Below are 14,283 nucleotides of genomic sequence, written 5' to 3' on the forward strand. Positions count from 1 at the left end.
TGTTTCACCAATAAATATCATTGAGATAATAATTTTTACATTCGGAAAATAATCAGGAAATTTGTAAGACTTAATTTTCTGTCAAACCACTGCATCTTAATTGCAAAAAATCATGAATTCATCTGAAAAAGCCATTCAGGGAAGCTCACGTTTCCGATATATAAAACTTTGTATTTTCTTTTCAGGACTTTCGGTTTTTGCACAGCTTTATCTTTTCCAGCCGATGCTGCCGATGGCTGCAGAACAGTTTGGGGTATCTGTAGGTGATACTTCCCTATTGGTATCCTCATCCACGATAGGAATGGCATTAGGGTTATTATTTTTTGCTTTTAAAGCTGATAGCTATTCGAGGAAGAATTTAATGGTTTTTTCACTGATTTCGTCTGCGTTACTCACCATTATTTCCACCTGGATCCCAAGCTTATGCCTTCTGATTGCTGTTGGAGTACTGAAAGGTTTTGTGGTTTCCGGTGTTTCAGCAGTTGCTCTTGCTTATCTTACAGAAGAAGTAAATGCCCTGGCAGTTCCAGCAGCCATTAGTATGTATCTTAGCGGTAATACAATCGGGGGAATGAGTGGAAGAATAATGGCCACTTTGTTTGCGGGGGAATTCGGATGGCGAAACGCTGTTCTTCTTATCGGAGTAGAGAGTTTTATTCTCGGAGTTATATTCTGGAAACTCTTTCCGGAATCCAGGTTTTTCAACCCACAGAAAACAGACTATCATCTTAAGGTAAAACAAATGAAGTTTTTCCTTACCAATCCTTATATGCTCCGCTTATACTGTACAGCTGCCTTACTGATGGGTGTTTTTGTAAGTGTTTACAATTACCTGACATTCAGATTAGAAGCAGAGCCTTTTTCTTTAAGCCATTTTATCATTGCTTTTATCTTTCTGATGTATATTTTTGGGGTATTTGGAACCATGATCGTAGGCCGTCTTTCCAGAAGGTTTCCCATGAATAACATTCTTAAAGCATCTATCCTGTCTATGATTACCGGAGCCGCTTTATTGCTATCTGAAAATGTCTATATTCTTATTTTCGGGCTTGGACTTTTTACATTATCATTTTTTGCAGCCCATACGATGGCAAGCCAGATGACGGCATTATATGCCAAAAGAGGAAAATCTTCAGCCACTTCTATTTACTGGCTGTTTTATTATTTTGGTTCAAGCATATTAGGAAGTGGTACGGGATATTTGCTTCATGCTTACTCCTGGAATGTTTTCATCGCCATTCTTATCATTTTCGTTATCATAGCACTTATTTTGACTACGGTGAATGTGAATCCAAAAGCAACCACAAAAAGCTAGTACCACATACATACCACATTTATTTTTTCGGCACATTCAATAATTTGCCTATAGGTGTACTATTTTAACATATTATTAATTTTTTATAATAAAAATTTAACCTAATCTTCACTAAAGCAAGGCTTAATAAAGCAATGCCGGGCATACTATTTGCTGTTTATCTGAGACCATATCATCAACTAAAACTCAAAATATTATGAACGTAGCAGATTTAAAAATCAAGAACTTAGTGGAGTACAAAAACCAAATTTTCACAATCACTGAGATCTTTCACAATGTCGAGCAGGATTATTTTGTTAAAATTGAAAATGATATTCAAAGTATTTCCGTTCCGGCAGCCTCCATCAAACCTATTAAAATAACGGAAGAATGGCTTGAAAAACTGGGATTTTCAAGAACGTACAGTTCGGATCAGAGCATTCGGTATGAAAGGCCTGAATCCTTTATAAAATACGATATAGACCTCAGCTCCAGAAAGATTCTGGAAGGGCTAAAAATATACGGGAACGCCATAAAATGCAGGTATATCCATGAGTTTCAGAATATTTTCTCAAGCTTATTCGGAAAAGAAACTGCACTACATTATGGGTATTTGAAAACAGAATCGTAGTTAAATAGTTCTTAGTTGAGGAAGACCACAATTTACGGGCTAAATTGTGGTCTTCTTATTTTTGAAACACAAACAAAATGAGGTGAAGAAAAAATCTATCTAGTTTCCCGAAAAATTCACCATAGATAAATCATTAATTTCATTGATATTTGTATCAGCAATACAAAAAACACGGCAATGATTATCAAGATTATTAACTCCGCTCTCATCTTATTTGCGGTCTTCATGGGTTTCAAACAAAGAATTGCCATGATTTCAGGTAAACCTGAAATGGCAGAAATGTTCGGAAAATGGAGCTTTGACAAAACAGCACTTATGATTAACGGAGCAGTTACCATTCTGGCTTCTTTAATGATTTTATTTCCTAAAACATTTGTCTGGGGCAATTTTCTAATGGCAGCAGGTATCTTAATGATTATTTGTCTGCAGCTTTTCAATAAAGATTTGAAAGGTGCTATGATAGAACTTCCTTTTCTTTGTCTGAATCTGCTCATTATTTATCTGCAGCACCCTCTTAAAGGCTAAATTAATGAGAAATTATAACTGGATAATTTCATTAATACTATCTTTCTCCTGTACAGCCTGCTGGCAAAATACCCATAACGAGAATCAAAATCATACAACCCAATCTTCAAAAAAACAGCACACAATGGATATATCAAAAATTACAGACCCGGTAGTAAAACAAGCTATAGAAGCACTACAGAATGGTGACAAAAGCTGGTATAGCTTCTTTACAGAAAACCCTGCAATGACAGACGATGGCAATTCTGTTGATTTTAAATCTTTCTTTTCCAATGCTTTGGGTAATGAGAAATTTCTCAGTATAGACCGTGTAGAAAATGATGGAAAAGATATCTATGGCGAATTTAAAGCCGGAAAATGGGGAAATTTTCCAGTATTTTTTAAATTTCACAAGAATGCTGAAGGGAAATTTGACAGACTGGATATCGGGCAGAGCAAATAAACTCCCTATCAATCGTCCTTTCAATGAATGTTCATATTACTTTATTAAAGAAATTTTTTAATATTTGCTTAAATTTGTATCTGTATGCTATAAGCGCAAATTCTCATGACAGATACGATATTTTTACAACTCATAGAACACTTTAAAGAAATCGTTTCTTTAGAAGATAAAGACATCTCCTGTATCACGTCAAAATTAGAAATCATATTCCTTAAAAAGAAGGAATATCTGCTTCGTGAGGGACAGGTTTCCAGACATATGCGTTTCATTGCAAAGGGAAGTTTATGTGCTTATCATATTGATGAAAAAGGAAAAGAAAACACCACTCAGCTAGGTATTGAAAACTGGTGGGTGAATGATCTTTACAGCTACCTGAGTGAGCTGCCTTCAAGAATGTTTATTCAGGCGAATGAAGATACCACAATCATACAAATCAGTAAAAGCAACCTGGAATTATTATACAAAGAAGTTCCGGCGATTTCCGAATTCTGGCGCCTCAAAATGCAGTCAGCCTATGTTACGTTACAGGAAAGAACTTTTGAACATTCACGCGTAGATGCCTACACCAAATACCGCACATTTGTCACTACTTACCGCAATATCGAACAGCGTTTTCCTCAATATATGATTGCATCCTACCTTGGAATAACTGTAGAATACCTGAGTTATCTGAGAAAAAAACATCTGTCTGACGTTTCTTAAGATTTCTTAAGTTTATTCCCCTCCAGCCCGAATAATTTTGCTCACAGAAATTTAATGAGTGAAATATGAAGGCAAAAATTATCGCCATAACAGCTGTTGCATCAGCTTCGCTGAGTCTGAATGCACAGAAACTTTCCTATACTCCGGATCTTGTTTTAGGAAACCGCTCTTATACTTACATGCACAATATCAATTATCAGCTGAATGATCGATTGAAATTGAACAATCTTACCCTATTTGATACAGAATACACCAAAGACAAGGAGAATATCTTCTTCATCAGAAATACCCTCGCTTATCATTTCACCAAAAGATTGAGTGCCAATGCTGCCTTGGGGATGAAAAACCCGGGAGCATTTTTCAGCGCTTATCTCCAATATAAGATCACCCAGTCTTCCTATTCGCTTTCCTACTCTATAGGAACTACTTATCAGAAAGGATTTTCGCTGGAACAGTCTATATCGTTTGAATACACCCCCTATCTGACAGAAAACTTTAAAGGATATTTCAGTGTACTTGCTATTGGAAACCTTGATGACAGCGGATATCCCAGAGGTCTTCAGTTTATCAGACTGGGTGTAAAACAGGACAAAATGATGTATGGACTGGCTTCCAACTTCGATCAGTTTAACAATGGAAAAAAGACCCTGGAAAATATCGGGGCATTTGTAAAATATAACTTTTAAATAATTATAAGAAATGAAAAAGAACATTGATTTAGGAATACTTATCACAAGAATAGCGATCGGGGTTCCAATGTTGGTTTATGGGATCAGTAAATTGGTTCACGGAGTTGGTTTTATTAAAGATATGATGACCATGCACGGATTACCGTCATTCTTTGCATATGGTGTATTTGCCGGAGAAATTATAGCTCCTGTGATGCTGATCATAGGATTCCGGGCACGCATGGCAGGATTGATTTTTTCTGCCAATTGCTTCACTGCTACTATTCTTGCCCAAACAGCCAATATTTTCAAACTTAATGAATTTGGAGGCTGGGCTTTGGAGCTGCTCGTAATTTATATGCTTGTAAGTTTAAGCTTTTTCTTTGCTGGTGCCGGAAAATATGCAGTTTCTACTCAAAATAAATGGGATTAAAATATCTCAGAAATTTTCTATTCACTAATTGATAAATCAGGATCTCAGGATTCTGATTTATTTTTTTTATTGTCATTAAAAAAGTTCCTTCACCTTCGTGTTCATTATGTATTTTTACATTAAACTTAATTATTCAAATACTTTTCTTTTAAAAATGTCCTTGTCACAAAAAATCAGTCGTCATTAAGGTGAATCAAAAATTGAATACAATGAATGCCCTATTCTTTTATTGTGAGGGAGTATAGAAGTCAGAGAGATCAGTAATCTGTAATATTAACAACGAAATTTGAGACAGCCTTTTTATGAGCCATGGCAAATCCAAGTGAAATAACCCCGCATTTATTCAGAACTGAGTATAGCAAAATTGTTGCGGTACTTTGCAAAACTTTTGATATAAAACATATCGAAATTGCAGAAGATATTGCCAGCGAAACTTTTCTGAAAGCTTCAGAATATTGGACAGTGAACGGAATTCCTGACAACCCGGCAGCCTGGCTTTACACCGTTGCAAAGAATAAAACGAAAGACTATTTTAAACATCTTTCTATTATTGAAAAAAACAAATTAGTAGAAGTAACGACAACTGAAAAAGAGCTTCAGGTAATAGATTTCGACACCAAAAACATATCTGACAGCCAATTGGAAATGATTTTTGCTATCTGCAATCCGATCAATTCCCAGGAAACCCAAATAGGTCTGGCTCTGCAAATTCTCTGTGGTTTCAGTGTAGAAGAAATTGCCAATGCTTTTCTTTCCAAAACAGAAACTATAAAAAAACGATTGCAACGAGGTCGGGACACTCTCAGAGCATACCATTTTAAAATAGATTCTTTAGGTGAACAGGATATTCACAAGCGTTTGGAAAGTGTACTGACTACTTTATATTTACTCTTTAATGAAGGCTATTTTTCCAGAACAAATAATCTTTTAATCCGCAAAGATCTTTGTCTGGAAGCCATCAGACTCACCCTGGTCCTTACAGACAATCAATTTACCAATACTCCTAAAACCAATGCTTTGCTCGCTTTGATGTGTTTTCAAAGTTCAAGACTGGAGGCAAGAACCAACGATGAAGGTGAAGCTATTCTTTTTGATGAACAGGATGAAGATTTATGGGATAAAGCCTTGATTGAAAAGGGTAATTATTACCTGATAGAAGCCTGCCAGAACAACAGCATCTCCGTTTCAAAGTACCATCTGGAAGCAGGAATTGCTTATTGGCATACCTCTCCGGCTGGTAAAGATAAATGGCAGCATATTGTAAACCTGTATAATCAGCTTATTATTATTGAATATTCTCCTGTTACCGCTTTAAACAGGGCTTTTGCTTTTTCCAAAGTCTATGGAAATGAGAAAGCACTTATTGAGGCAGAAAAGCTCAATCTCATCACTAGTGAATATTATCATGGATTGCTGGGGTATTTATATTCGGAACTTAATATTGATAAGGCTATTCATCATTATGAAGAAGCGATCCGTCTGACTAAATCAAAATGGGAAAAACAGACTTTGCAGAAACAAATTCATCTTTTAAAACAATCAAAGTAAGATGTTAATAAAAAACCTCCCGATCAATGACCAGAAGGTTTTCTTTTAAGTTATTGGTCACCTACTGTATTGAGAAATATTTCCTCTTTCCCAATAAAATAAAGGTTGACAAGCTCTTGCCTGTTGACTTTAACAATATCACCGTTTTTAATTTTATATTTCTTTTGTAATGGTTTTTCATTAAAATAAACGGCATCTGTATCCAGCAGTTGATTCAATTTAGAGGATGAAAGACCTAAACATGTTCGGATTACTGTTGAAACCCTCCTATTAAAATCAAAAGGACAATGTATCTGAAACGAAATTATCTCATCACTTATATTGATAAGATCTTCTACAGAAAAATTGGGGTATAAAATTTCACATCCTACACTTTCCCAGTCCGCTTCTACATTATTTTTTTATTAACTCCTGCGAAAAGGCGTATTCCCAGGCAATCTCCTTATTATTTTCTGATAATTTATTGAACATTTCTTTACTGATCGATTCTGTTCTGATTCTTGAAAATACCGTCATGTTATAAGTGTTGTTGCATTTTATACATCGGTAAATCAACCATATATCAATATTCTTTTTCTGAGCATTCAGTCTGAATTTATCGCTGCATTGAAATCTTTCGCTGTTACATTGACTGCATTTCTTTTTGAGTAAGGGAGTATTTTTCACTTTTACCTCCCAGCTATGTTGGGTACTCATAACTTATAATGGTGCTTATTATTCTTTGTTGGATTTTTTCCATATTATTCACACATTACAAGGAGATTATATACATACGGATTAGAGCTTATAGATTATTTCTTAAGTCACAGTTGCTGTATATTCAGCAGTTATCAAAGCCAAAACAGCCGGGATAAAGCCACCTTTGTAGGTAATACGATAATAATATGATGAAATGAAAACCTGTTCGGGCAGAGTTACCCAAACGAAAGAACGATCAGCCTGTGGTTATGGAGACTGATACTAAGCCAAAATAAGTTTAAGAGTTGTTCTCAAAACGAGTTATTTACTTGGTTATGATAAAAGTAGTCAATTTTATTGAATAACAGAGCATTTCTACATTTAAATTCAAAAAAAGTAAAAATTCACAATCTAAAAAATGAACCATACAACAAACAAAAATTGAACTATACAACAAACCTTCTCTTTTCATTTCTGCCGAACTTTGTGGTATTAAAATCATCAAAATGATACAGATTAATAAAATTTACATCAACGGCGAATTTGTTACGCCAAGAGGAACAGAAACTTTTGAACTTATAAACCCAACTACCAATGAGAAAACCGGAGAAGTAGTGTTGGGAAATGAAGAAGATACCCAAATGGCCATTGCAGCTGCAAAGAAAGCTTTTAAAACATTTTCAAAAACAACAAAAGAAGAAAGAATCAGCCTTCTTAAAAAATTACACGAAGCAGTAAGCAAAAGAGAAGATAAGCTGGTTTCTGCCATGGTAAATGAATATGGAGGAACATTGCAATTCTGCAGAATGAGTGTTCAGAATGCCATTTCTTCTTTTACAGCTACCATCAACACCTTAGAATCTTATGACTTCGAAAGAACTGTAGGACATTCCAAAGTACGTTTTGAATCTTTAGGCGTAGTAGGAATTATTACTCCATGGAACGCCAGCAACAGTTTTATCTGTAATAAGCTTGCCTCTGCTATTGCTGCAGGATGTACAGCTGTTATCAAACCAAGTGAAATGAGTGCCGTACAAACCCAGCTGCTTACAGAATGTTTCCATGAAGCAGGCTTACCTGAAGGAGTGTTCAATATTGTCAACGGATTAGGAAATGTGGTAGGAAATGAAATTACACAGCATCCGGACATTGCAAAAATATCTTTCACCGGATCTACAATAACAGGAAAAGCGATTGCAAAAGGAGCTGTAGATACGATGAAAAGAGTAACCTTAGAACTTGGAGGAAAGTCTCCTAATATTATCCTTGAAGATGCCAATCTTGAGAAAGCTATCCCAATGGCTGTTTTCGGAGCTTACATGAACAACGGGCAGGCATGTATTGCCCCTACCCGACTTCTTGTTCCCCAAAACAGACTGAATGAAGTGAATGAACTGGCTAAAAAAGCTGCCGAACAGGTAAAAGTAGGAAATCCTAACGATGAAGACACTCTTGTGGGCCCAATGGTAAGTGCCAAACAGTTTGAAAGAGTACAAAGCTACATCCGCCTTGGTCAGGAAGAGGGAGCCGCTCTGCTTGCAGGTGGTGAAGGAAAGCCGGAAGGTCTAGAAAACGGTAATTTCGTAAAAGCTACCATATTTACCAATGTTCGAAATGATATGCGTATCGCTCAGGAGGAAATTTTTGGGCCTGTACTATCCATCATTCCATATAACAATGAAGAAGAAGCCATTTCTATTGCTAATGATACTACGTATGGACTTGCTGCTTATATCAGCTCTGCTGATCAAGCGCATGCAGAACGTGTAGCTGCACAGATTGATGCCGGAAGGATCTGTATTAATGGGTTTGCTCATGATCCTTACGCTCCTTTCGGAGGTTTTAAACAAAGTGGTATCGGACGTGAGTTTGGAGTATTTGGGTTGGAAGCCTATCTGGAACCCAAAGCCATCCTTGTATAATATTATATTCCTCAAAGTCTATGAATATTGGACTTTGGGGAATTTAAATATCTGATGAAGAGATGATCATAAAAAAGTTTTGTAAGTTTGAAAAAGAATCGACTAAAAAATACCCATGTGAGATATGAGCGAAAGTAAAATTCCTTTTCCTATCAATTATTCCTGTCACTTTTCAGAATTCAGAGAAGGAGAACAATTTGCGCAGATTCATAGTCTCGGGCTGGTTCTTTCCGGAGAAATGGAGCTGAATGATGGTATTACAAAAACAATTTTCAAGGAAGGTGAGCTTTATTCCGCAAGGAAAAACAGTTTATTGAAATTTGCAAAATACCCTCCTAAAAATGGAGAGATCAGAACGATATCCATTTATTTTGATGATACTATGCTTCACAATTTCAGTCGGGAGTATGGATATCAGGCAGAAAAAAAAGAACATGTTCCCGCTTATATAAAACCGGATCAAAAGACATTACAATCTTTTATGTATTCATTATTAGCCTATGAAGATCTTTCGGCTTCTGAAGAAATCCTGCGCCTCAAACAGAAAGAAGCATTGCTTTTGCTACTAAAGTATGATCCGGGGCTTAAGGATATTTTATTTGATTTTTCTGAGCCGTATAAGATAGATATTGAAGCTTTTATGAATAAGAACTTTCATTTCAATGTGAATGTAGAACGTTTTGCTTACTTAACAGGAAGGAGCTTGTCTGCATTCAAAAGAGATTTTCAGAAGATATTCGGGATACCTCCAAGACAATGGCTGCAACTTAGAAGATTAAAAGAAGCTCATTTTCTGCTTACCCAAAAAGGCAGGTCTGTTTCTGATATTTACCTGGATCTGGGATTTGAAAACTTGTCTCATTTCTCTTTTGCCTTTAAAAAACAGTTTGGTTATCCTCCAAGCACATTGCAGACCAAATAGTTCAGTATTTTATAAATGTTTTCAAGGAATATTACAATAAATCGTGCCATGAATATCATGGCACGATCCAAGTGATTGTATCTAATTATTTCTAATTTTTTTTAAAGTGCATATTCTACAGATGCTTCTTTAGCAGCTGCTACCATTGCTATTAAAGCTTTTTCGGTTTCGTCCCAGTGTCTTGTTTTCAGTCCGCAGTCTGGGTTTACCCAAAGCTGGTTCGCAGGAATTACATTCTGAGCCTTTCTCAACAATTCGATCATTTCTTCTTTTGACGGAACTCTTGGTGAGTGAATGTCATATACTCCGGGACCAATTTCATTTGGATATTTGAAATCTGCAAAAGCATTCAGCAATTCCATCTGAGAACGTGAGCATTCTATGGTAATCACGTCTGCATCCATATCGGCGATATTTTCAATAATATCATTGAATTCCGAATAGCACATGTGGGTATGGATTTGGGTAGCATCTTCTACTCCACTTGCTGAAATTCTAAAGGCTTCCACAGCCCATTTCAGATAATTCTGCCAGTCTGTTTTTCTTAACGGAAGTCCTTCTCTGATAGCAGGTTCGTCAATCTGAATAATCCTGATCCCAGCTTTTTCCAGATCCACAACTTCATCACGGATCGCCAAAGCAATTTGCTTACACGTTTCGGAACGAGGCTGATCATCACGTACAAAAGACCATTGCAAAATCGTAACCGGACCTGTAAGCATTCCTTTTACCCATTTTTCAGTCTGGGATTGTGCATATTGAGACCAGTAAACTGTCATAGGAGTCGGGCGGGAAACATCACCAAAGATTACAGGAGGTTTCACACAACGGCTTCCGTAGCTTTGTACCCATCCGTTTTTGGTGAATACAAATCCTTCCAGCTGTTCTCCGAAGTATTCTACCATGTCATTACGCTCAAATTCCCCGTGAACCAATACATCAATTCCGATGTCTTCCTGCCAGCGGATTGTTCTCTGAGTTTCTTCTTTCAGTAAAGTATCATATTGTTCTGCGGTAAGCTCTCCTTTTTTGAATTGGGCTCTCCAGCTTCTCACTTCTATTGTCTGCGGGAATGATCCAATGGTTGTGGTTGGGAATAAAGGAAGCTGCAATACTTCCTGCTGTTCTTCTTTTCGGATTTTGAACGTGTTTATTCGCTGAGCATCCTTTTCAGTAACAGCATTTGCTCTTTGTTTCACTTGATCATTATGGATAAGAGAAGAAGTTCTTCTGCTTTCAATAGCATTTTTATTTTCTTCGAATGCTTCAAGAACCTGTTCATTTTCCGTTCCTGCTGCCAGTTCTTTAAGGGTCACCACTTCTGCTATTTTTTGTTTGGCAAAAGCCAGCCAGTTTTTAATTTCAGGATTAAGACTGGTTTCAAAATCCAGATCACACGGTGAATGAAGTAATGAACATGATGGAGCGATGAAAATTCTTTCAGATCCTAATTTCTCAACAGCTTTTCTGATGAAAGACAGCGATTTCTCATAATCATTTTTCCAGATATTTCTGCCGTCAATTACCCCTAATGAAAGACTTAAGCATTCAGGAATAACATTCAGGATATCATCCAGCTGTTCAGGATTTCTAACCAAGTCAATATGTAGTGTGTTCACCGGAAGTGAAACAGCAAGTGATGCATTATCCTTTAATCCATCAAAATAAGTAGCAACGATAAATTTCAGTTTCGGGAAACGTTTTCTGATTTCAGCATATACATAAAGATAGGTTTCTTTTGCTTTTTCGGTTAAATCCAATGCCAGAAAAGGTTCATCAAACTGAATCCATTCGGCACCCTGATCCTGAAGCTTCGTTAAAATCTCTGTGTATACTGGAAGAAGATTTCCTGCAAGATCTAACTTATCAAACCCATCTTCTTTTTCTTTTCCTAATAAAAGATAAGAAACCAATCCGATAATGACAGGTTTTGCATTGATTCCCGCTTGTTTTGCACCTGCAAACTCATTGAAAATTTTGTCTGAGCTTAGTTTAAACTGTTGGTTTTTGTAAAATTCCGGAACGATGTAATGATAATTGGTATCGAACCATTTTGTCATTTCCATCGCTGTGATATCTAATCCATCTTTCTGATACCCTCTTGCCATGGCAAAATAAAGATCCAGTTCAGAATTGTTCTTTTTAAATACAACTTCATGATAACGGGTTGGGATGGCTCCTACCACAAGGCTCATATCCAATACCTGGTCATAATATGAAAAATCATTACACGGAATAAGGTCTATTCCGGCTTCTTTCTGGATATTCCAGTTTTGGTTACAGATAGTTCTTCCTGTATTCAGAAGTTCTTCCAGAAGGATTTTACCTGACCAATACTGCTCGCAGGCTTTTTTGAGTTCTCTTTTGCTACCAATACGCGGATAGCCAAGGATGTGAGTTTGCATTTTTTAAAACTTTTTAATTAAACTTATTGAAAAAGCCCTTTAAAATGCTTCGTATGTTTTAACGGAAGAAATTTCAGGAAATAATGACATAGCGAACAATGCATTTCCCTTAAAGAGAAAATACCTGAATCCGATATATCATCTGTATGACCCAAAAGCTTCAGACCGCGAAAGCATTGTCAATTCAGTAAAGGCAGGTCTCCTGACTTGTAACAGTTTCCGTCATCCTTCCCGCTTTTGGCAGTGGATATACAAGGACAGAAACCTTTGATGTGTTACTAACAGTTGCGCGACAGCTCGTGATTTTCACACGATTCCCTATTAATCTACCTTAAGTAAAACCTTTCCTGTTTGATGAAGTATCTATAAAGAACTGTACTTTTACCTTTAACAATGGTCATCAGTAAAAGTTTTTAATTTTGTGTAAAATTAGTAATACAGAATAAAAATACAATTAAAAAGAAATAATTAAGCAAATTAAACTTTTAAAACACAAATTAAAAGCATATAATTCTTTACATTTGACTGTTTTAATCATTTAAAAGAATAATATTCTGTGGAACAACTCGATGATAAGGATTTACAGCTGCTCAGGCTGCTCCAGAAAAATGCAAAACTGACTGTTAAAGAATTGGCAAAGGAAGTGAACCTCTCTACTTCACCTGTTTTTGAAAGGGTAAAAAGGCTGGAACAGGATGGATTTGTTAAAAGATATGCAGCAGTTCTTGATGCTGAAAAGCTGAACCGGGGATTTACTGTTTTCTGCCAGATTAAGCTCAAAATTCACGACCGATCTGTAGGGTATGATTTTGTAAAAGAGATTTTAGAAATTGAAGAAGTGGCTGAATGCTATAACATTTCCGGAGATTTTGACTTCCTTCTGAAGGTTCAGGTAAGGGATATGAAACATTACCAGGATTTTGTATTCAATAAGCTGGGATCTGTGGATTCTATAGGAAGCACCCACAGTACTTTTGTGATGGCTGAAGTGAAAAACAACCATGGATTAACAATATAGTTCAAACTCATTCTATTAAATAAAAAAATCCGTCAAATTAATAACGGATTTTTGTAGTATTTTGAGGCTTTTACAATAATTAATTGGCGGCCGGATCAATAAGTTCTGTGGTTAAACCTAATGATTTCAACAGATTCTTATTATCAAAAAAAAGTGTTGCATAATGTTTTCCTTTCTTAAAAACCAGTTTTGAACCTCCTGAAAATTCACTATCAGCACCTAGCTTTTGTGTTTTTGCATGGTATTTACTGAATTTATTTTTACTATCCTGTAAGGTACTTTTATTCAGGATAAGTCCAAAAGGAAGTCCTTCTACCACTAAAGGTTTATTGTCTGAAGTAATGAAAAACATCTCATTGACAGTATTATCTTTTCCCAGGCTACAATATAGCTCCAAACCAGTATTCATGAGCCATTTTGCATATTTTTCCTCATTGGCGTCCTCATAAAAAACAGTTTTTACATTCAGTGCTTTTGATATTTTATCGGCAGTCTGTGGAAATACAAATTCTGAATTTTTGTCTAGTAATGAATTTAAAGCTGCTGTTTTCTGCGAGGATGCTGTTACACTTAATACAAGCAAAAAAACGGTTACAATAAAAGTAAAAGGTTTGGTCTGCATGGGAATATTTTAAAATTGTAATGATTTGATGGCTAAAGGTATTAAAATTACCCAATTCACCCAATATAATTTCGCGAAATAGACTAGCTGATAAATATCCAATTTTATTCCTTTTGTTGTAAATTAAACACTGTACCCGCTGGATCAGTAATCCAATGCATATTTTCAGGAAGTTCTTCAATTTCGTCACAGGTTTCTACTCCATTCGACTGTAAATATTGGGTGGTGGCTTCTACATCAGGAACAGTAAGCTGTAACCAGGTTTCGGAATGGGTATAATTATCCACACAATCCAGCCAGATGATATTGTGACCGAATTTTACTTCATGGGTTCTGGAAACAGTAGGATTTTTTATAGGCTTTTCTTCAACTTCCAATTTTAAAATATCTCTGTAAAAAGCAATCGTTTTTTCATATTTACTTTTTGGAATTTTTATGGCGATATTAATTCCGGCTTCAAATTTTGTATTCAT

The 14,283-nt window shown here is 36.0% G+C and carries 15 protein-coding genes and 1 riboswitch; of the genes, 11 read left to right on the forward strand and 4 right to left on the reverse strand.

The features are described from left to right. Positions 1-112: 112 nt before the first annotated feature. The 8 genes from CQ046_RS14770 (at position 113) to CQ046_RS14805 (ending at position 6,243) form a co-directional block, all read left to right on the forward strand. On the forward strand, positions 113-1,315 hold the full coding sequence (locus CQ046_RS14770; RefSeq protein WP_105703010.1) for an MFS transporter: 1,203 nt from the start codon (positions 113-115) through the stop codon (positions 1,313-1,315). 196 nt (positions 1,316-1,511) lie between these two features. Further along, positions 1,512-1,925, forward strand: a complete 414-nt coding sequence (locus CQ046_RS14775; RefSeq protein WP_105703011.1) for a hypothetical protein — start codon at positions 1,512-1,514, stop codon at positions 1,923-1,925. Between the two features lie 177 nt (positions 1,926-2,102). After that, the gene (locus CQ046_RS14780) at positions 2,103-2,450 is read left to right on the forward strand and encodes a hypothetical protein (RefSeq protein ID WP_105703012.1); all 348 of its coding nucleotides are present in this window, start codon (positions 2,103-2,105) and stop codon (positions 2,448-2,450) included. Positions 2,451-2,574: 124 nt separating this feature from the next. After that, a complete protein-coding gene (locus CQ046_RS14785) occupies positions 2,575-2,892 on the forward strand; it encodes a hypothetical protein (protein WP_105703070.1) in 318 nt (105 codons plus the stop codon). Positions 2,893-2,997: 105 nt separating this feature from the next. Beyond that, positions 2,998-3,594, forward strand: coding sequence for a Crp/Fnr family transcriptional regulator (locus CQ046_RS14790; RefSeq protein ID WP_105703013.1), 597 nt, complete (start codon positions 2,998-3,000; stop codon positions 3,592-3,594). A gap of 65 nt (positions 3,595-3,659) precedes the next feature. Beyond that, entirely contained in the window at positions 3,660-4,280 is a 621-nt protein-coding gene (locus CQ046_RS14795) for a hypothetical protein (protein WP_105703014.1), read from the forward strand. A gap of 13 nt (positions 4,281-4,293) precedes the next feature. Next, entirely contained in the window at positions 4,294-4,695 is a 402-nt protein-coding gene (locus CQ046_RS14800) for a DoxX family protein (protein WP_105703015.1), read from the forward strand. Positions 4,696-5,004: 309 nt separating this feature from the next. Continuing rightward, on the forward strand, positions 5,005-6,243 hold the full coding sequence (locus tag CQ046_RS14805; protein WP_105703016.1) for an RNA polymerase sigma factor: 1,239 nt from the start codon (positions 5,005-5,007) through the stop codon (positions 6,241-6,243). Positions 6,244-6,636: 393 nt separating this feature from the next. Here CQ046_RS14805 and CQ046_RS23910 read toward each other — a convergent pair whose 3' ends face one another. Further along, entirely contained in the window at positions 6,637-6,939 is a 303-nt protein-coding gene (locus tag CQ046_RS23910; protein ID WP_228406965.1) for a DUF1062 domain-containing protein, read from the reverse strand. A 488-nt stretch (positions 6,940-7,427) separates the two neighbouring features. On the opposite strand from CQ046_RS23910, the gene CQ046_RS14815 reads away from it, so the two are divergent. Then, complete coding sequence (locus CQ046_RS14815; protein WP_105703017.1) at positions 7,428-8,843, forward strand: aldehyde dehydrogenase family protein; 1,416 nt, start codon at positions 7,428-7,430, stop codon at positions 8,841-8,843. 124 nt (positions 8,844-8,967) lie between these two features. Next, complete coding sequence (locus CQ046_RS14820) at positions 8,968-9,765, forward strand: helix-turn-helix domain-containing protein (RefSeq protein ID WP_105703018.1); 798 nt, start codon at positions 8,968-8,970, stop codon at positions 9,763-9,765. Between the two features lie 101 nt (positions 9,766-9,866). Here CQ046_RS14820 and metE read toward each other — a convergent pair whose 3' ends face one another. After that, a complete protein-coding gene (metE, locus tag CQ046_RS14825) occupies positions 9,867-12,170 on the reverse strand; it encodes a 5-methyltetrahydropteroyltriglutamate--homocysteine S-methyltransferase (RefSeq protein ID WP_105703019.1) in 2,304 nt (767 codons plus the stop codon). Between the two features lie 174 nt (positions 12,171-12,344). Continuing rightward, positions 12,345-12,531, reverse strand: a riboswitch (cobalamin riboswitch). A 195-nt stretch (positions 12,532-12,726) separates the two neighbouring features. Between metE and CQ046_RS14830 the strand changes: the two genes are divergently transcribed. Next, on the forward strand, positions 12,727-13,188 hold the full coding sequence (locus tag CQ046_RS14830; protein WP_079241360.1) for an Lrp/AsnC family transcriptional regulator: 462 nt from the start codon (positions 12,727-12,729) through the stop codon (positions 13,186-13,188). Positions 13,189-13,267: 79 nt separating this feature from the next. Here CQ046_RS14830 and CQ046_RS14835 read toward each other — a convergent pair whose 3' ends face one another. Together CQ046_RS14835 and CQ046_RS14840 are read right to left on the reverse strand one after the other, a co-directional pair. After that, a complete protein-coding gene (locus CQ046_RS14835) occupies positions 13,268-13,810 on the reverse strand; it encodes a hypothetical protein (protein WP_105703020.1) in 543 nt (180 codons plus the stop codon). 104 nt (positions 13,811-13,914) lie between these two features. Next, the gene (locus tag CQ046_RS14840; protein ID WP_105703071.1) at positions 13,915-14,283 is read right to left on the reverse strand and encodes a VOC family protein; all 369 of its coding nucleotides are present in this window, start codon (positions 14,281-14,283) and stop codon (positions 13,915-13,917) included.

Origin of the sequence: Chryseobacterium sp. MYb7 (assembly GCF_002979455.1) — a bacterium.
In the GTDB taxonomy this organism is placed as follows: Bacteria; Bacteroidota; Bacteroidia; order Flavobacteriales; family Weeksellaceae; genus Chryseobacterium.